19 protein-coding genes and 1 tRNA gene are annotated in these 18,693 nt (G+C 43.7%); 3 read left to right on the top strand and 17 right to left on the bottom strand.

Features of this window, described 5'->3' with window-relative positions:
• Positions 1-61 precede the first annotated feature (61 nt).
• The 14 genes from HRQ85_RS09365 to HRQ85_RS09300 all read right to left on the bottom strand — a co-directional run bounded on the left by HRQ85_RS09365 (position 62) and on the right by HRQ85_RS09300 (position 11,764).
• Positions 62-700: an OmpA family protein gene (locus HRQ85_RS09365; protein ID WP_172379433.1), complete on the bottom strand. Its 639-nt coding sequence runs from the start codon at positions 698-700 to the stop codon at positions 62-64.
• An 8-nt stretch (positions 701-708) separates the two neighbouring features.
• Positions 709-2,265: a TadE/TadG family type IV pilus assembly protein gene (locus tag HRQ85_RS09360; RefSeq protein WP_172380048.1), complete on the bottom strand. Its 1,557-nt coding sequence runs from the start codon at positions 2,263-2,265 to the stop codon at positions 709-711.
• A gap of 10 nt (positions 2,266-2,275) precedes the next feature.
• Complete coding sequence (tadF, locus tag HRQ85_RS09355) at positions 2,276-2,833, bottom strand: tight adherence pilus pseudopilin TadF (protein ID WP_057622512.1); 558 nt, start codon at positions 2,831-2,833, stop codon at positions 2,276-2,278.
• On the bottom strand, positions 2,823-3,305 hold the full coding sequence (locus tag HRQ85_RS09350) for a TadE family protein (RefSeq protein ID WP_172379432.1): 483 nt from the start codon (positions 3,303-3,305) through the stop codon (positions 2,823-2,825). Before HRQ85_RS09350 ends, tadF begins: the two co-directional genes overlap by 11 nt.
• Positions 3,292-4,029, bottom strand: a complete 738-nt coding sequence (locus HRQ85_RS09345) for a tetratricopeptide repeat protein (RefSeq protein ID WP_172379431.1) — start codon at positions 4,027-4,029, stop codon at positions 3,292-3,294. The genes HRQ85_RS09350 and HRQ85_RS09345 overlap by 14 nt, the downstream gene beginning before the upstream one ends.
• A 10-nt stretch (positions 4,030-4,039) precedes the next feature.
• A complete protein-coding gene (locus HRQ85_RS09340; RefSeq protein ID WP_172379430.1) occupies positions 4,040-4,882 on the bottom strand; it encodes a type II secretion system F family protein in 843 nt (280 codons plus the stop codon).
• Positions 4,879-5,781 carry a type II secretion system F family protein gene (locus HRQ85_RS09335; protein WP_050621443.1) on the bottom strand — a complete coding sequence of 301 codons (903 nt, stop codon included), beginning with the start codon at positions 5,779-5,781 and terminating at the stop codon, positions 4,879-4,881. The genes HRQ85_RS09340 and HRQ85_RS09335 overlap by 4 nt, the downstream gene beginning before the upstream one ends.
• Before the next feature lies 1 nt (position 5,782).
• Complete coding sequence (locus tag HRQ85_RS09330) at positions 5,783-7,054, bottom strand: CpaF family protein (RefSeq protein WP_048611307.1); 1,272 nt, start codon at positions 7,052-7,054, stop codon at positions 5,783-5,785.
• Positions 7,051-8,292, bottom strand: coding sequence for an AAA family ATPase (locus HRQ85_RS09325; protein ID WP_172379429.1), 1,242 nt, complete (start codon positions 8,290-8,292; stop codon positions 7,051-7,053). The genes HRQ85_RS09330 and HRQ85_RS09325 overlap by 4 nt, the downstream gene beginning before the upstream one ends.
• A complete protein-coding gene (locus HRQ85_RS09320; RefSeq protein WP_172379428.1) occupies positions 8,292-8,771 on the bottom strand; it encodes a hypothetical protein in 480 nt (159 codons plus the stop codon). Before HRQ85_RS09320 ends, HRQ85_RS09325 begins: the two co-directional genes overlap by 1 nt.
• Positions 8,768-10,138 carry a type II and III secretion system protein family protein gene (locus HRQ85_RS09315; protein WP_172380047.1) on the bottom strand — a complete coding sequence of 457 codons (1,371 nt, stop codon included), beginning with the start codon at positions 10,136-10,138 and terminating at the stop codon, positions 8,768-8,770. Before HRQ85_RS09315 ends, HRQ85_RS09320 begins: the two co-directional genes overlap by 4 nt.
• A complete protein-coding gene (gene cpaB, locus HRQ85_RS09310) occupies positions 10,138-10,962 on the bottom strand; it encodes a Flp pilus assembly protein CpaB (RefSeq protein ID WP_172379427.1) in 825 nt (274 codons plus the stop codon). Before cpaB ends, HRQ85_RS09315 begins: the two co-directional genes overlap by 1 nt.
• A gap of 21 nt (positions 10,963-10,983) precedes the next feature.
• Positions 10,984-11,409, bottom strand: a complete 426-nt coding sequence (locus HRQ85_RS09305) for a prepilin peptidase (protein WP_172380046.1) — start codon at positions 11,407-11,409, stop codon at positions 10,984-10,986.
• Between the two features lie 148 nt (positions 11,410-11,557).
• Positions 11,558-11,764 carry a Flp family type IVb pilin gene (locus tag HRQ85_RS09300; protein ID WP_019826707.1) on the bottom strand — a complete coding sequence of 69 codons (207 nt, stop codon included), beginning with the start codon at positions 11,762-11,764 and terminating at the stop codon, positions 11,558-11,560.
• Positions 11,765-12,180: 416 nt separating this feature from the next.
• Here HRQ85_RS09300 and HRQ85_RS09295 point away from each other — a divergent pair, with 416 nt between their 5' ends.
• A complete protein-coding gene (locus HRQ85_RS09295) occupies positions 12,181-13,074 on the top strand; it encodes a LysR family transcriptional regulator (RefSeq protein WP_172379426.1) in 894 nt (297 codons plus the stop codon).
• Positions 13,075-13,713: 639 nt separating this feature from the next.
• Here the strand turns inward: HRQ85_RS09295 and HRQ85_RS09290 are convergent.
• Positions 13,714-13,790: transfer RNA gene (locus HRQ85_RS09290), tRNA-Val, on the bottom strand.
• Between the two features lie 265 nt (positions 13,791-14,055).
• A complete protein-coding gene (locus tag HRQ85_RS09285; RefSeq protein ID WP_017630504.1) occupies positions 14,056-14,724 on the bottom strand; it encodes a DUF2726 domain-containing protein in 669 nt (222 codons plus the stop codon).
• Between the two features lie 272 nt (positions 14,725-14,996).
• Here HRQ85_RS09285 and HRQ85_RS09280 point away from each other — a divergent pair, with 272 nt between their 5' ends.
• Positions 14,997-15,182, top strand: a complete 186-nt coding sequence (locus HRQ85_RS09280; RefSeq protein ID WP_017059179.1) for a hypothetical protein — start codon at positions 14,997-14,999, stop codon at positions 15,180-15,182.
• A gap of 135 nt (positions 15,183-15,317) precedes the next feature.
• On the opposite strand, the gene HRQ85_RS09275 is transcribed toward HRQ85_RS09280, so the two are convergent.
• Positions 15,318-17,276 carry a tetratricopeptide repeat-containing diguanylate cyclase gene (locus HRQ85_RS09275; RefSeq protein WP_172379425.1) on the bottom strand — a complete coding sequence of 653 codons (1,959 nt, stop codon included), beginning with the start codon at positions 17,274-17,276 and terminating at the stop codon, positions 15,318-15,320.
• Between the two features lie 261 nt (positions 17,277-17,537).
• Here HRQ85_RS09275 and HRQ85_RS09270 point away from each other — a divergent pair, with 261 nt between their 5' ends.
• Positions 17,538-18,644, top strand: coding sequence for a M20/M25/M40 family metallo-hydrolase (locus tag HRQ85_RS09270; protein ID WP_050645257.1), 1,107 nt, complete (start codon positions 17,538-17,540; stop codon positions 18,642-18,644).
• The last annotated feature ends 49 nt before the right edge of the window (positions 18,645-18,693 follow it).

Genomic DNA, 18,693 nt, shown 5'->3' with positions numbered 1-18,693 from the left:
AGCGATGATCTAGGGCGGTTATTACCTAGTACTAAGCAACAACCAAACCCAATCGCGCATCTTAATTTTCTAATTTGACGCTATCGTTTTCAGAAGCCCAAACCTCGGAGCGTCTATTCTTCGCTCTACCCTCTGGCGTTGCGTTAGACGCGATAGGTTCACTTTCACCAAATGAACGAATCACAAGACGGTTTTTCTCGACACCGTCAGCGATTAAGCCATCCGACGTCGTAAGCGCTCTTTGCATGCCCAGCGCTTGGTTATAACCTTCTGCGCCTGTGCTATCCGTGTGGCCATCAACCGAAATTGAACTTCCGTTAGCCTTCAGTTCACCTGCAAGCTGACTCAATGCTTTGCTGCCCATCGGCGTTAAGTTATGTTGATCAAAACCAAAATGAAGACGGGCCAACAACCCTTGACGCTCTTGATTACTGATCCAAGTCTTACAGCCGGATTGGTTCGAACTTAGATTAGATTGACCTGCCAAGGCTTGTTTTAACTCACTGCTATCAGACTGCTGCTCAATTTGTAAAAAGCCCTGTCTGTGTTGAGCTATACCCACGATATCATCGACCCTAACACTGTGTTGATATTCACTGAACGCAGTGTCGCAATAGACATTGATGCTTTCTTCCGCATGGGCGATAAGGCTAAATTGCAATGTCGATAAGACGATTGAGCTGACCATAAACTTTTTCATATTTTCCTCTAGTACAACTTAGTTATTCCGCTTGTTTTCGAGCCTTTACGGATGAGTTCTTCTATCTTTTCAATCAATTCATCGAGGTTAGATACATCGATGATGTCTTCATTGGAATCCACAACACAGTCTTGAAAACCACTTTGTTGAGACGCTCGAAAATCGATACCAATAACACCTATGTATAAGCCGGGTATCTCCTCTCTTGCTTTGTCACACATACCTCGGTCGACAAGTCCTTTGAGGATGCCGTTATTAGGGCTCTCTTGCCCGTCGCTCAAAATCAGTAGCATCTTGATTTTCTTGTTGTAAGCCTGTTGTTCTTCTTGATCGGAACTGTTCGGATCACCATCATGGAGAACTTGAGAGCCTCTCAAAATACCCTGAAACGCCGCTGTACCTCCGTCTGCCCACATCGAGTTAATCGGGTCTAAATCTGATAGCTTGTTCGATAGCTGAATGTTGGAAAACTGCGATGAATTTGAAGAACCATGCGCGTTGAATAGTTTTGCTCCACTCACACCATAGAAATCAGGTTTTAACCCCGACTTGTCAGTAAACATGGTCGACACTGATGTCGATAAATCTACATAGTCGTAAACATCGGCAACAAGGAAACGATCGAGACTCATCACATCTTTGATACGCTTAGCGTACTTTTGGTTGTCCGATTTTGGGTTAGGGCAATATGATTTCCAGTACGCACAATCAAGCACATCATCTTCCGAATAGGTTCGCCAGTAATCCCAGTCAACATCGTTGTAGGAATATGGTGATACATTCGTTTTATAGTTGTCTTTGTAGCTCAACTGGCTTGTCGCACGAGCTTTATTACCCGAAACGATTTCCCTCGTTCGAACGTTAAACGGAACAAAACCAACTCGGTTAAGCAGCTTGTCTCCGGTGGTATCTTCTCCCGGCTCATCGCACACCTCTATCACTTCGCCACCGACAGAGTCTTGGTCAATCGACGTACAAAGGATCTTGTTTGATATTTCGTCGATGGCGGTTTTCAAATCGTCGATTTTTTTATGTCGATTTGAACCCCATCGCTCATCCATAGAACCGGAAAAGTCCGACACAAACACAATATCGATGTTGTTATCGCCAAGGTAAACTGGGTACTTACGAGCTAACGAACGCCCCGCCAAATCTTGCTGCTGACCAAATGAAGGGATAAAGCTGCTCGCGAACCAAGAGTCGTATGTGGTCTTGGCATTCACTGTGTATTGAATGTATTCAAGAACCCCTGTGCTCTCGTCCTCCGCTTGATGGAACCGGTCTGCAGAGAGGTTGGTTGATTTAATGTCCCGAACATAGTTTTCGACATATTTGGTTGCTAGCCTACCAGCCTGATCTTGTTGATCTTCAATGGTCACTGCTATGGCTGCAGCCTCTGCGGAATCTCGTAATCGACTGGTCTCTTGAACATAACGTGTGCCTTCAACCGCCCAAAAGGTCATGCCCATGATTGGAACAAGCAATAAGCCCATCCACACCGCGGCAACCCCTTGTTGTCTTTGGAGACTGATATGCTGGCGATTGATTTGACGCCCATGCTGCATTTTCATTTCATTATCTCCCTGGCATTATTGAAGAAGAGCCAATCTTAACCGTGGTACTGCTACCACCGTTGAAGAAGGGTTTGAACCAAGAGCTTTCCTCTTCACAAAGACTTATTCGGTACAATGGATACACAACCCCCTTTTCTACAGGCGCTAGATCCGCATGATCGAGAATCGAATCGGTTTGGCAATTTAAGCTTCGATACTTGCTGGTTGAGAATTCAGCGACATTCGTTTTATTGGTCAACGCTTCAATCTTGATGGCCACATTGTCTACTGGTGTATTGAGCATTCGGCTTGCTACTTTCGTCATGTCTTCTAACTCTGCGTTGGTCACAGATAGGTTCGTTCCTGCCAACACATCGGCTTCAAAATAACGAGTACGCTCTTTGATAACATTGACTAAGGCAAAGCTGGATCGATCAAGCTTGGCACGTGCGAGCAATTGATAGCTCAAGTCAGCCCCAAACAGATAAACGCCCCATAAGGCCACAAGAATGAAAACTAACTCAATGGTGTACGAGCCTTGCTGGCGTCTTTTGGAAAGCACGCATTGCTTACGGAGCATCATCTTTCCACCCCTCGTGCTCTAAGTTCAAAACCATGGTTCGTGAGATATCTCTGTCAACGGCACCGGTCAGTTTAATTACGGGTGTGTAGCGGTAAGTCACTGTCATTTCGGCTAAGTCGTAATTGAAGTTCAGCCCTTGATCAGAGTGCCCTCTGTTCGCGATAAAATCATCATAGGTTTTGAAGTACTGACCTGCGATAGAGAACCGTGAGCTATCAATAAGGAAACTCCAGAGATTGTCATCGTCTTCGATTAACGATCTGAACTTGTTCTCGTACTGTTCGTTGATCCCTTTACCTTCATAGATTTTGGTATTCCTGATGGTTTCTCTAAGAGAATACTCGGTCATGTTCACGACATAGATCTGGTAACTCGATTCAAAAATCGCAAAGGTAGCGAAAAACAGAACAAGCGCACCCAACACAAACTCAATCGCCGTGACTCCTTTCTGCTTGTTAAGACGCTTCATCGTTAACTCCTAGTTGAGTTAATTCAGCGGCAATGCTCTGGATCTCTTCTGCTGAGAAATCGCCTTTGAGTAACTTTTTGGCCGAATCGATTTGCTGGGTTTTCATAAGAGCAATAGCCAGATTTGCTTTTACGATCTTATTTGCCGGGTCTTCTTTTAAAATCGGGGCTAACGTTGCGATCGCCTGTTGGTACTCGCCATTGGCCATTTGAATCATCGCAATGTTATTCTTAACAACAACATCGTCGTAACCACGTAAACGGGCTAGATTAAGCTCGTGGTACGCTTCATCGAATCTTCCAACTTTGGTATATGACACGCCCAGTAACACGTGAATTTGGCCCGTTGTGTTTCCTGCTTCGATAGAAGTTACATACGCAGCAATCGCACTTTCAACGTCATTTTTTGCATCAAACACTTGTCCTTCTAACTGGTACAAGTTGGGATTTTCAATTCCCTCTTTTTGCAAGTGTTGAACATAAAAGTCAGCCGATTCGATATCCCCTTTATGGAAATATGCCCAAGCCAGTTTCTCTTTTACCTCTGGGTCTTCCGAACCTTGTGCTAACTCAGCCTTGTAATAGCTAATGAGGCCGTCATAGTTATTCACTTTTTCCATGCTAGTGACGTCGGCAAGCTGCAAGTCTTGTTGTGACGGTGCTGATTGACAGCCCGCCAACACACTAAGCGCTAGACCAATGAGATAGATACGTTTTCCAATCACTGGTAACTCCCTATATGTTCAATGTCATTTGCATGATGCTCGGTGCGAGAATCAGGATAACGATCGGAAACATAATGAAGAGGATCAGAGGCACACTCATCTTCGCAGAAAGCTTACCTACCTTCTCCTCAACGGTAAGAATTTGAACTTTTCGCATGTCTTCAGCAAGATCACTTAACACACTCGCCACAGATGTTCCGTATTGCAGGTTCTGGATGATGGTCAGCACAAAGCTTCGTACTGGTGGCGTCGGGATACGTTCACTCAGATCATTGAGCGCCTTTTCCAGTCCGTGTATTTTCGCCGAGTCCGATGTGCGTTTAATTTGGTAACAAAGGTCTGAGTCAAATTCAGCCAACTCTTTTCCCAAATAAACCAAGGCGGCTTCAATCGTCATACCGGTTTGTACACATACCGACATCATGTCGAGCAGATACGGCAGTTGAGCAGAGGTTCTGCTGATCAACATCTTACGTCGCATTTGCAACAAGGTATCTGGAACGACAATGACGCCAATCAGCGAGAAAATAACCACGACCAGTTTGTTGGTTGATGTCATATCCCCCAACAGCACCAACCCAGAAACCAACGCCAATACCAGTAACTTGGCAGGAAAATAAAATTTCGCCCACTCAGTGTTGTAGTACCCCGCCTCGATCATTTTTTGCTCGAGTTCATGGCGATGTTCTTTACCAAAGCGAACAAAAAAACGGTTAACGCGAGAAGGTGCGCGAGCCGAGCTATCTCCAATATAGAGCGCAACTTTCTTATGTCGTTGATCTTTACGAATAGAATCGATAATCAAAAATAGTAGCGAAAAAAACAACACAATAAGGGAAGCCAGTAACATCATGCGCGTACCCCTCTGACTAATAGCCAAACAATGAACAAGCCGAAAAGCTCACTACCCAGTACGTAAAACAATACGATCCTTCCCTCTGGGTCATAGAGAACAAAATCCACATTCTCAGGGTTAACGTAGTTAAGAATAATCATAAAAATCAGAGGAATGGCCGCAACGATTTTGGCGGAGATTCGAGCTTCCGAAGTCATCGCCATTTTCTTTTTCTCTAGTGTTCTAGAATCGACCAGCACTCTAATTAACCGCGCTAACACCCCCTTAAGTTGCCCGCCTCGAGCGATATTTGCCCTGATTGTCACGGTAAAGAACAGAAACTCTGGATACGGATAGTTTTTACACGATCGTTGAAGCACGACTTCGGGAGATTCGCCTAATTTCAGTCGCTCTCCCATTAGCTTAAACTCACGGCCAATTGGGTTGTGCATGACATCGCCGACATAACTGATGGCTTGCATTAAGCTGTCACCCGCGGTGACGGCACTCATCAGGATATTCAGCGCATCAGGGAACGTATTCTCAAAGTCTCGACGCCTTCTTGTGACCAGAAAACGGTAGCCGAAAAAGGTAAACATCAAAGATGAACCCAGTACCAGCCAAGAATTGGTGATAGATAGCAGATCAGTAACGATGTACCAAGACGCGATAAGGCTGCCCGTTATATATAAGGCAATGTACAACGACGATCTCGGGCCCAACACCATTAATGTTGGCGAGATGGAATCTTTGAACTTTTGCCAGCCCTGCTTACGTACTAATGACTTAACGTTAATCGCATTAAAGTTTTCAGCTTCCGCTTCTTCGATATTGAAAAATTGGTAAACCTTTTTGACCTTGGAATCTCGGATCAAAAGCAGCACAAACGCGAACAGGATTAATGAAACCCAAAGCATATTATGCCCCCTTAAACGCAGCGATGAGCTCTTCATAGAGCCCGAAGAATTGCGCTTTTTTCACAAGCTCAGATCGTTGCATAATGCCGTCGGTGACAAATTCGCCTTTAACCGTTTCTCCGTAATGCGCATCGTCATAGCGAAAGCGATAGATCTCTTCCATCACCACGCTCTCGCCTTCAAGGCCGACAATTTCTGAGATGCTCGTGATCTTACGAGACCCATCGCGCAATCTGTTGACCTGAACAATCATCTGAACGGCACTCACGATCGTTCTTCGAATCGCATCAAGCGGTTGATTCAAATTCGCCATCATCACCATTGATTCAACACGAGCAATGGCATCGCGCGGCGTGTTAGCGTGCAATGTAGACATCGAACCATCGTGACCCGTATTCATGGCTTGCAGCATTTCAAACGCTTCAGAGCCACGACACTCGCCCAGAATAATGCGGTCCGGACGCATACGAAGCGCATTGATCACCAACTCGCGCTGCGTTACTGCTCCAGTTTGCTCAACACTTGAGGTACGTGTTTCTAGTCGTACCAAGTTGGGTTGTTGCAGGCGCAGCTCGGCCGCATCTTCAATGGTGACGATGCGTTCATCTTCAGCGATATATTGAGACAGCGCATTGAGTAGCGTGGTTTTACCTGAACCTGTACCGCCAGAAATCAACACATTGATGCGACAGCGAGAAGCGATCATCAACACTCGTGCCATCTCTGGAGACATCGACCCAAAGCCAATCAAATCTTCAAAGCCAATCTTCTGCTCTCTAAACTTACGAATAGAGATCGATGTGCCATCCAATGAAATCGGCGGAATCACAATATTCACACGGCTGCCATCTTCAAGCCTGGCATCGACCGTCGGCGAAAGCTCATCCACACGTCTTCCAACACGTGAAGCAATACGCTTAGCAATCGCTAACAACTGCTCTTCATTGACGAACGAGACTTCGGATTTTTTGACCTTGCCGTGTCGTTCGAAAAAGATGTTGTTAGGCCCATTGACCATGATGTCGGAAATGGACTGATCTTCGACTAACGGCTGCAAAGGCCCCAGACCAAACAGTTCATCGATTAAGCTTTTCACCAAGCCTGACTTCATCATCGAAGTGATCGGTCTTTGGTAGCTATTCGCCAACAGATCGACAGCCGCTTGTATTTGGGATTCAAGGTCTCGGCGGCTCATTTTCTGAACCGCTTCTGCATCTAGGGCTTCAAAGATTTGGCCACGAAATGCGAGGTATAAGTCTTTGTTAGAACTCATTTAGCACGCACCTTTTTCAACCAAGAATTCATACTCTTGTGGTCTAAAGGCTGACCATTAATCAACTTCACTAGCTGTTCCATAGAACGGCTAATGTGGCGGTCATGCTTATGGCCTCGTTTACCATCGATAATGATGTGTGCCAACGCTTTGCAGTAGTCGACTTCGAGATCAACCTCTGCGCCTAAATACTTAGTCAGGTCGGGCTTTTGTAAGACGTAAGCGTTTTCCGGACGATGGTAGTTCACCACGGTAATCACACGAGTACGCGACGATAACGAAAGCTGTAAGCTGGAGACTTTCTCAAACAGTCGCTTCGCACTTCTTACTGAAGACACCGACGCATCTAAAACCAGCACCACCACATCAAAGTTTTCTACCAAGAGTTGAGGTTCAACTTTGAAGTCCACACCACCTGAAAAGTCTTCAATAATGAAGTTGGCGTTGCGCGCTAACAACTCACACAAAGTTTGGTTGTAATTAAGAACATCGGTTTGGCTCATGTCGCCATCAATCGCCAACAGACGTAAATTCTTGCGAGCGTTAATTAGGTAACTCAACGCCCCTTCTTCATCCATTTCATGCAATGGCGCAGTAAACTCATCAATGGTTCGCGGCTTAAAGTCTTTGAGACCCAGCAGGACATCAATGTTGGTATCGGCATATTGATGGTCGACAAGAATCGTGTCCGAGCCTTGAGTCGATAACAGTGAACCCAACTCCGTGGTGATAAACGACGCGCCAACGCCGCCTTTGGCACCAACAATTGCAACTCGCTTGGCTTTGCGTTTCTGGCTCACACCAGAGAACGTCTTCAGGTTTTTGCTAACGTGATTTAAGAAGTCCGCAAATTCTTGTTTGTTCACTGGCCAGAAAACGTAATAGAAACCCATCTCTTTAAGAGAACGAAGCGTAGAAATCGCATCCTCTTTACCAATCACGACCACACCTTTATGGGTGGGCAGTTTGCTGGCAAAAGACTTAGCGTCTTCAACAACATTAGTCGATTCATTAAGTTCCAGAATAACGATATGGCTACTCTGTTGTTCTGTCAGTTTGGTCAATCCCGCTTTGGCTTTGACGCATGCAGGATCACTCCACCCTTCAAAGCGGAAGACTTCTTGAACAAGGTCTAAACACTCTTGAGATTGATAGAACAAAGTACACCCGGCAACGCCTGTTGTTTCGGTCGGAGTTGGCTTGGCCTTTGTTGTTAATGCTTTCGTCAGGTCAAACATTATTGTTCTCCTACCAATCTTGATTTGTAGGCCACTTGCTTCAAACGCATCGATTCAGCAAAGCAGTCTGGCTGCCTCAAGCGAACGTGAATCTGTGCTGGCGTGCATTCTTGAGTCTTCAAACGTGTTAGCGTCACCTGAATACTTAAGTCGTTAGGCAACAGCTGAGCACTTCGATACACCACTCTTTGTGGCGCAATGACATGCGATGGATATTGCTCGAAAATCTCTTGCAACATCGCTTTGCTACGAATTGATTTGTAATCCACAACATAGGTCGCTTCTTTGTCCATGGATTCAATATCCTGAATCAACCCTTTAAGTTGCTTGGCCGTTTCAGCACGGTTTTTCATCGCAAACTCAAAGTTATGATGCTCTTTGTACACCAAGGCCTCAGAACCATGCCCGACAAAATATTGCTCAGAGGCGCAGCCCAAAAGTGAAGAGGTAAATAACGCCATCAATAATAGTTTCTTCATTGGATAAACCCTCCTTGCGACAACAGGCGAATCGTTGCATCAGAAGACGTCACCGACTTGCCATCCCACTTAACGTTGAGCCAACGCGCTAATGTCGAGGTCTTCTTGATGTAAGGCAGTTGAATGTCTTTCGGTTTCATCGGTTCCACAAGATTCACGGTCGCAACGATGATCAATTCAGTGCGCTTTCTTTCCGTGGTTGCTTTTCGGAATGCAGCGCCAAGTACCGGAATATCGCCAACGAAAGGGATCTTTTGCATTTTTTCCAAATCAGCACTGCTCATCAAGCCACCAAGAACGAAGCTGTCGCCATCGGCCAGTTCAACGGTTGTCATGGCACGTCGTGAAGCCAATTGTGGGACTTTGATTCCTGCCGCTTCGACATAGCCCTCAACTTCGCTCACTTCAGGCGCTAACTGCATGCGGATCTTGTCTTGGCTAAGCACTTTGGCAGTAAGGTCGAGTTTGATGCCGAACTCTTTGAATGAAATGTTCACGTTACTGCTGGTAGAAACGATAACGGGCACTTCACCACCCACAAGGAAACTTGCAGATTCACCAGATAACACGGTTAAGTTAGGCTCAGCCAACACCTCTGCAATCTGATCGTTACCTAACGCAGTGATTAATGTACTTAGGTTAGCTGCATCGAACTGGTCGAAAACAAACTCGCCAACACTCGAGCCCACTGAGCTCCAATCGACACCAACGGTTTGACCAAACGACTCGGTAACTTGAGCCACCGATATTTTGACGTTCACCTGCTGGGTGGCCGCGACTTCAATACGTTCGATGATCCCTTCCCACGTCATGTTGCGCGCAAAGACCATACTTTCTGGCTCTTCATAATCAGAGTTGTCGGATTTAAACTCTAGCTTCTGAGTTTTATCCCACTTCTCGGTCTTTTCTCGTCCTAGCAGAGTGGCAACCAAACGATAGATATCGTCACGCGTCGCTTCCGAATCCACAAGGCCACTAACGGCAACTTGCTCACCCACTGACTGAACCTTAACCTTGGCATCAGGGAAATGAAATTTGAGCTGGCGTCTAATATCCATCAGATTCAAATCAACAATAATGCGATCGGAAAGCAATACCTCGTCGTCGATTCCGTAGACGATCAGACGTGACTGCCCAATACTATTGGCGAACACGACTAGGGTGTTGTCATTGATTACCTTGTAGTCAACGATATCTGGGTTATTAATGAACACTTGACCAATCGGGCTTTTGAATTTGATGTGCTGACCATCGTTGAGCGTAATGGAGCGATCGGCAGCAAAACTGTTTGTTATAAAAAGTAAGCCAATCAGCGGTGCCAACATGGAAACACGCAGTGCTTGCTTGATTCGATGATGAATCATAATTACAAAGCCTCTCTAGGGTTATTCTCATTACCGCGTAACTCAGCAATCCCGGTATAGTTATCGATAATGTTGCGCACCTCCGCAAACTCAGGTTGCGTATAGGTTTGGCTTCGATAAATTTCGATGTGCATTGTTCGCTGGGCTAGTGCGAGCTTTGGTAACTCATCGGGGCTAACTTCAATGACTACCGTAGTCAGTCCATCCTCTTTGCTCGGAGCTCGAGCAGTGACAGAACTGTCGCCTGTTTCGTCATTTCCGATGTTGAGGACTTTGACGTTTTTAAGAAACATCGAGGCTTTCACTCCCCTAAAGCGCTTTGGCTTATCGATATTGCCAGCCAAGTTGGCATTAGGAGAACTCACTGTCAGAACATCAATAAACGAACCCGGTCGGATGTAGTCGTTAATTAAGTTTTTGTCGCTGACTTTTAATGGGTATAGCGTCATACCATCCGAGACCAGAAGATCAATGTATCCAGGCTGACCAGGCGTCACCTGATATTCAGGCAGTACAACCTCGCCGGCGTTAAGGTTTCGATTTAACAAAATAGAGGGTGAAAAGCTGATTTGGGCGTCTTCTCTGACACCGAGCGTTAATGCTTTACTAAGAGGGAGTTGTTGTTTGACGACGCCTTGAGCATCGAGCGGAAGCCCTTTTTCATAAGGTTCCGTGGTCATCCAAACAGAAACATACTCTTCACTTTTTTCTTCCGTTACTTCAGCGGTCGTTGACGGTTTAGGTTCACTCTTGAACAAGTCGATAACGCCCAGTGCGCCAACTATCAAGGCGGCAATGGCAACAAGTAATACCAGTCGAGATCTCATAATGCTCTCATTCTTGGAGGTTTATATATGTGGCGTAGATTGAGTTAAAATAACTAAGTAAAATCCAATGCTAATGGCTATCCCATATGGAATACCCTCTTGGTAACGGGCATTTTCTCTTATTAATTTTTTACTCATTAGATAAGTAACTGCTAAAATACCACCAGCAAAAGCCGTCAGAATATACGCCAATAATAAGTCATCAAAAGGGATGGTAAGTGACAAAATAACGGCGTATTTAATATCACCAGCTCCAATCCATATCAGCTTATAAAGAATAAGCCCTCCACCTAACATCAGTAAAAAGCTCATTATTTGAATATCTAACGGGGATATGAAACACTGCAAGAAGAGCAATACGTACAGGGCGTAATTTTGTATCTTGCGATAGAGAAAATCAGTAACCGACACATATATACTCAGCATTGCCAAAGCCACTAAATACAATTCATGACTAAAAATTGGAAGTACCACCTAAATTTGGTTAGAATAAATCTTATTTTACGATGTAAATTAACCAAGCCAGACCAATGTAAACATGGGTCTGGCACGAATATCTTTCGATATCTTCTACATTAGCTAATAAGGCTTGATGTTAGCTGCTAGCAGTTTCAATAGCCGTAGCTACTTGTTCAAAAGCACCTTCTAGCTTACCAATGAAGCCATCAGCGCCTACTGCTGTAGTTACTAATACAGCCATTGCAACAGCAATAAGACCATATTCAATCGCAGTTACGCCGCGCTCATCGTTCTTGAATTGTGATAGAAACATGTTTGTTTTCACGTAAAGCTTAGTAATCATTATTTCTTCCTATAAGGGCTGTTGAAAATTCGTCGTCATTATAATTACCGCCCCACTCAGTGGAAAATACCCCCCTATCGATTTAATCAATAGGTCGAGCAAAAAATGATCAGAATAAGCACAATAAAAACAGAAGAATTAAAAACAAATCGCTAAATAACAACACCTTACATATAAAGCCAACTCCCACAAAGAATATTAATTTAAATTTATAAACTTGAAAAAGTAAGACACAGGTCAATATTATTACTTGTCTAAAGTTTATATAAGGTTTGGAAGCAACCTAAGAATTAATTGAACAAGCTTTATTACTCCTTATAAAACTTGTTGAAATACAATTATCATCACGCTATTGTTCTTCGAATCAACAAACAATAATAAATATAATTTCTTTGTGTCAAAAGGTTAGTCGAATCATGAAACTACATTTCGAAAATATTGTTTCGTTCATTGCAGTAGTTGAAGAAGGTTCATTTAGCTCTGCTGCTCGCATGCTTGGAAAATCACAGTCAACCGTTAGTACAGCGGTTCAGAATCTGGAGTCAGATTTAGGTTTCAATGTATTTAATAGAGAACACTCTAAAGTTTGGCTAACGGAGAAAGGAGAACGCCTATTCCAACTCTCTTTACCTGTGGTATCGAAATATCGAGAATTGGTCACCATTGCTCAACAAATGAATATATCTGACCAGATAGTTTACCGAGTAGGTATAGATCCGTTGGTGTTCAATCAAAACGTAAAGAAGACACTATTGGCATTTTCAGAGGCATTCCCAAATGTGAATTTACTTGTGGTCACGAAACCGAGTTTCGTTTTAGGAAACTACATAAATGAAGGGAAGATAGACCTAGCGTTAGGTAACCCCTATCACAAAACAAATTACGACTTCAATATAGAGGAGTTATTTCACGTCAACTGTTGGTGGGTAGCCCATGAAGACTTGGTAACCTTTGAGTCTCACACACCATCACAGCGAGTCCTATTAATGGATGGTTGTGAAGAGCTTCTTAACTTATCAAACATCGCTGCATATAACCTATGGCGACTGGATGACCTAGGGACCATCATCGACTTATGTAAGGCGCAAAAAGGCATCGCATTTTTACCCGGGTTTCTTATCGATGGTAACGTAAAAGAGAATAAGCTTAAGGTCATTACAGACCACCCTGATTTTTTTGGTAAACGAGTTATTGCATCCCTCTTCTGGCACATACATTCTGACTTTAGCTTGTTTAACCAATGGATAAAAAAAGAGCTACAAACCACAACTAATTACAAACAAACATTTGTTGCTGATTTAGCTCAATAACGTTCTCTTAAAATCTGGCAATCACGCTCTGGTACATTCACTAGCTTAGGGTGTGATACTAATAAATCCATACATCTTGATATACCTCCGAAACAAATCATAGATAATAAGTATAATTAACGTCGTTATAAATTTGTTTATTCTATAGCTCATCAATCAAAACTTAACTGCACATATAACCTTTCATTGCTTAGATTTAATTAACAGAAAGAACTTAGATCTATTTATCGCCATACTCATAATTAAACTGGTCACAAGATCTAAGGTTATGTGTTTGGCGGTATTTCGAAGAGATCAGTTGGGATTGTCGATTAGTCGTCTACAAGTCCACTGTGTAGCTATTTAGGTAATACGTGTATCTCGGAGACATAGAACGACTTAGCTTTCGCTTAATCTCTCACAAGCGACGATATAGAGGATTAGAAGGTAGGTCGATGTAGACGACTCTCATGCCCCTCTTTTGATGCTAACGACCTTTCTAGCAACGTTAATCTACATTCGGACTACAACATTGGATAGGCAAGCCCTAAAGAGCTTCATAATAGATGAGAAGACTAGAACATTCATAATGCGGGGAATTACAGACACAAAAAAGCCCACACTAGGTGGGCTTTTTTGCTTGTTCATAAAGAACGAATCTGGTGCCCGCTACTGGACTCGAACCAGTGACACCTTGCATGTCATGCAAGTACTCTAACCAACTGAGCTAAGCGGGCAATGCTTTGAAACTTGTCTAACCGCTTTACTAAGTGGCTAACGCTTCAGAACGAGATGGATAATAACGAGTGAATGGGTAGCGTGCAAGGATAAATTTGCACAAATCAGTTCGTTTGCTTTTAAAAACAACAATCAGAATAAATTTTAAACACAAAGCAGATCAATGGCTTGAAGTAGATCACATTTCATCTCTACTTCTATGGCGACATACAACGACACGCTTTGTGCTATTTACGGCTGTCTTGAGTATTTTGACTCAAGATATTAGTTCGTTTCCTCATCTACATCGAATACAACGTTGTAGTTTTCGGTATAGGTGCAGTTTGGCTGGCGGCTACAAGTGAAGAAGCGTCGGCCTTTGTAATCGCCTTGGCTTGCCAGTTTGATGATCATCGGGCTACCACACTTCTTACAAAATCGAACTTCTTTGGATGGTTCGATTAGATCGATGTGGGCTGCCAGTAACCTCTTCAAACGGCTCACTTGGTAGCTGTGTTTAATTGAAGCACCAATCAGAGGTAAACCTGCTGATTTGCAAACGTGAATCAGTAGCTTTTCGCGGTCGACTTTCCCTTTATTGAGCTCTTTGCCGTTATCAAGTTCAATGATCACGCGAGGCTCTAACGTTCGCGGATCGCAAACAACAAAGTCGAAGTAACTACGTGAGATCTTGTTGTTGGCGATAAACCAATTCTTCTTGTTGTTCGTCTTAGCTGGCACAAGCACGTTCGACATGCTGACTTTCGCAAACACTTCCCCATGGTTGCCCACAGCGGATTTAAGCGCGTTATAGAAGGTCGCCTGTTGCGCCGACATCAACGCGCCTTTCTTCTGATAAGCGTGGTCTTTGGTGTCATCGTGTTTCACCACATACTTTTGAATAAAGTAAAAGAACACAACCAGAACAATTACAACGATAAAGATATTAGTCATTTTCCAACACAATCAAGTCTGTATAGGGATTAAGAGAGTGGCTAGCGTATGTAGAAAAGCATCACCTGGCAAGCAAAAGAGCAAGAGTTGCCAACCAGAATCACGACCTTTGAGCGCAGTGTTTAGCGAGAGGTTGCTCCTTCGCTAGACATACCTCTCCTATTTTGATAATCAAATCATCAATTACACTCTAGATTGATTTAGATCAATTTACCTAGATTTGTGATCAACTAGTCTGAAAAACGTTAGACAAATGTTAATAGGAAATTGATATGGAACTTAAACAAGACCCAAGATGTTATACCGACGTATGTGTAGATGGTAAATGGTTCCACTATGACCACTGCGGAACCCAAGCCTACATGTTAAAAGGCGGCGCTTCGGCAGTGATTGAACTCGCTAGCGAACCTGCGACAGAAGGCGAATTGGTTGAAATGCTCCAAGGTGTCGCTAAATAATCCAGCAAACCAAATCAAAGTATGAATTAAGCGAATAAGAGTAGATAGCTGTATTAGTTCAGATAAGCACTCTTATTCGCTTAGTTATTGGAGTTCAGGTTTCTTGATTACAGGGGATTAACCAAGTTTAGGCACTCAAATAATAACGACTTTATTACGCCCTGACTGCTTAGCTTGATACAAAGCATCGTCTGCCGATTTCAAGTGTTTCTTATAGGTAAGGCTATTCAACTGTTGCTCCGTTAGATAAGTCGTCGCACCAATCGATGTGGTTAATTCTAGTGGGCCAGAATGTGTTTCAATCGGTCGGTCAGCGATCGCTTGCCTTATAAGCTCAAGCTCTTTATTAGGATCTTGATTCCCAGCCAGCAACAAAACAAACTCTTCCCCACCCCATCTTGCCACTACATCGCTTGTTGATAAGATTTGCTCTAAACGTTGAGCGACTTCCACCAACACTTGGTCACCGATATCATGCCCATAAGTATCATTTACTTGTTTGAAGCGGTCTAAATCTAGAATAGCGAGCGTATACCCAAACGACGACAAAGGATGTGGCATCGGCTGAGTTAACCGTTGCTCTAAATAACGCCTATTGTATAAACCTGTCAGTTCGCATCTTGTTGATTGCTTCAGTAGTTCTTTGTTGGTCTTCTGGATCGAGCGTAACCTAATCAAAAGTAATGCGGCACTTATCATCACCATGATACCCAAGGCGACAACAATTCGATTCCGTAGCTGCTGCTTATCTAATGTCAGCTCACCTAACTCTTTTTCTGCGTTAAGCAGTTCGTTTTCTTGAGCTAATGATGCTGTAGCGAAATCTTGCTCTAGTAAAAAGATATCACTCTGGCGCTTATCAAATAGCAGCGCTTTGTTGCCCTTATAATAGAGCTTGAAGTAGCGGAGTGCGTTCTCGCTGTCGCCTCTTGAATCATAGTATTCAGCAAGTGTTCTTAAGCCGAGGACCTTCCAGCTGCGAGTCCCCACAACATCGAACATTGCAGACGATCGCTTTAGATCAGCAAAGACAAAATTATCTCGATTCAAACCGATATTTGCTAAGGCTCTATTTAGGTAACACTGCCCCAATTGAAGTGTGTATTTGTCCACTCCTGGGTATCTAAGACACAAGTTTGCGACTTGCCGTGCTGACTCAAAGTGCTTTTCCGCCAACAACACATCACTCTCTGCTTTTAATAGGATGATTTTGTATCGTTCACTCACGTTATCGCCATTAAGCTTAGCCGCACTTTGATATGCTTCTCGCCCTTTGACCAAATCACCACTGCGCAGATAAGCAAAAGACTCATTCACATGCAGCACGCCGATGGTAGACGCTTCGAGTAGTCCACTCTTGTAATAAAGTTTTTTGGCTCTTTTAATCAGCTTGAGCGCTTTAGGCCAGTCTTCCAAATAGATATAAAGCAGTGCCATGTTTGACACTAACTTACTGTTGTAGATGTGTTGAGGGTACTTCTTGCCAAGGTCTAAACCTTTATGAAAAAAGTATTGAGCTTCAGGAAAGTCATTGCGGATGTTATTGATGACACCAGCCGTGTTATAGGCCTTAATCAATAACTCTTCATAGTGAAGCGATTCTGCGATATCTATCGCTGCTCTGATTTGGATTTCAGATTCCGCTAGCTCACCCGTACTGATGTATTCGATCGCCAATTCAACGAGAGATTGGGCCTTTAGCCAACCCATATGTTCGTGTTGTGCGAGCGCTTTAATCTGTCTGACGTATTCGGAAACCGCTTTGGTATCCAACTTGTGTTGCGCGAGGTTCGACAAAATCATCAATTCGTAAGCACGATAGATGGCTTTATCTTGGTCTGGGAACTTGGCTTGGAGAGCCTCAAGTTGTTGGGAAGCTAAATTAGGGTCACCACGAGATACATCGAGAATATCGATCAACGCAGATCCATATTGAGAGAGTGATAACTCTTTCTCTGGACTATAAACACTCGGGTTTTCAGGGCGAATATGCTTTAAATCGTCGTCATAAGTTGGGTAGAGCAAATACAGCCCCAGCACAACACTCATCAGCACCACTAAAAGGAATGAACCTAACACATTGTTTCTATTCATTTATCAGTGCCATTATTGATTGCATTCCAATTTCATCGACGTATGTTTAAAAGCGGTCAAACATTATACCCGACAGATATACAGATTAAAATCCTGCGCACTGGTGGATCAGAGTTGGGTTTTTCTCATTAATTAGAATAATCAGGCAACTTTCTTGATTTAACTCAGACAATCATCTACCTCATTGGCGTTATAGTGATTTTCCTGTTCCTACCTCCGCGGCTTCTTTTTGAACAAGCGGAAGCATAATGAGAATTAACAATGACCCAAATTAATGAACAACGTCTTGTAGAACATTTCTGCGATCTAGTGAAAATTGATAGTGAATCTCGTAACGAAAAAGCGATTGCTGAAGCTTTGGCTGAGCAACTCGGTGAACTAGGTTTTGAAGTTCACAAACTGGCGGTTCCTGAAGAAGTATCTAACGGTTTCAACATCTACGCTCGTCTAGATGGCACTCTTCCAGGTAGCACAGTGTTCAGCTGCCACATGGACACAGTAACGCCAGGCATCGGCATTGAGCCAATAATCGAAGACGGCATTATCCGTTCAAAAGGCAACACAATTCTAGGTGGTGACGACAAGTCTGGTATCGCAGCTATCATGGAAGCGGTTCGTTGCATCAAAGCAGAAGGCCAAGAGCACAAAACTATCGAGATTGCGTTTACTGTATTCGAAGAAGGCGGTCTGTTCGGTTCTTTGAACTTCGACATGTCTTACATTCAATCTGAGCACGCAATCGTACTTGATACAGGCGGTCCAATTGGCACTATCGTAAACGCAGCGCCTGGTCAGCAGAAGATTGTTGCTAAGATCAAAGGTCGCCCTGCTCACGCTGGTTTAGCGCCAGAAGAAGGCATCAGCGCAATTCAGGTTGCTGCAGACGCAATCACTAAGATGAACCTACTTCGTATCGATGAAGAAACGACAGCAAACGTTGGTATTGTTGAAGGTGGTCAAGCGACTAACATCGTAATGCCAGAGCTTAAAGTCGTGGCTGAAGCTCGTTCTCTAAACGGCGAAAAGCTAACGGCTCAAGTTGAGCACATGATCTCGACATTCGAAGAGAGCGCGAAGCAGTTTGGCGCTGAAGTAGAAATCGAATCTACTCGTGCTTACGATGCATTCGTTATTGCAGACGACCACCCGCATATTCTTTCTATCAAATCAGCGTTTGAGAAGCTTGGCGTAACAGCGAACACTAAACGCACTGGTGGCGGTAGTGATGCAAACAACTTCAACGCGAAAGGCCTAACAACGGTTAACCTTTCTACTGGTATGGCGAAAGTTCACACCACTGAAGAGTACATTGCAGTGAAAGACATGGTCGCTATCACTGAGTTTGTTGTGGCTTACGTAACGCAATAATCTAATCCATTAGTTAGGTCGTCACTTCTATCTAGCACAATGAAAAAAG

The organism is Vibrio sp. Vb339 (genome assembly GCF_902751245.1).
In the GTDB taxonomy this organism is placed as follows: Bacteria; Pseudomonadota; Gammaproteobacteria; order Enterobacterales; family Vibrionaceae; genus Vibrio; species Vibrio coralliirubri.
Note: the sequence above shows the minus strand (reverse complement) of the source record. Positions and strands in the feature narration are given on the sequence as shown.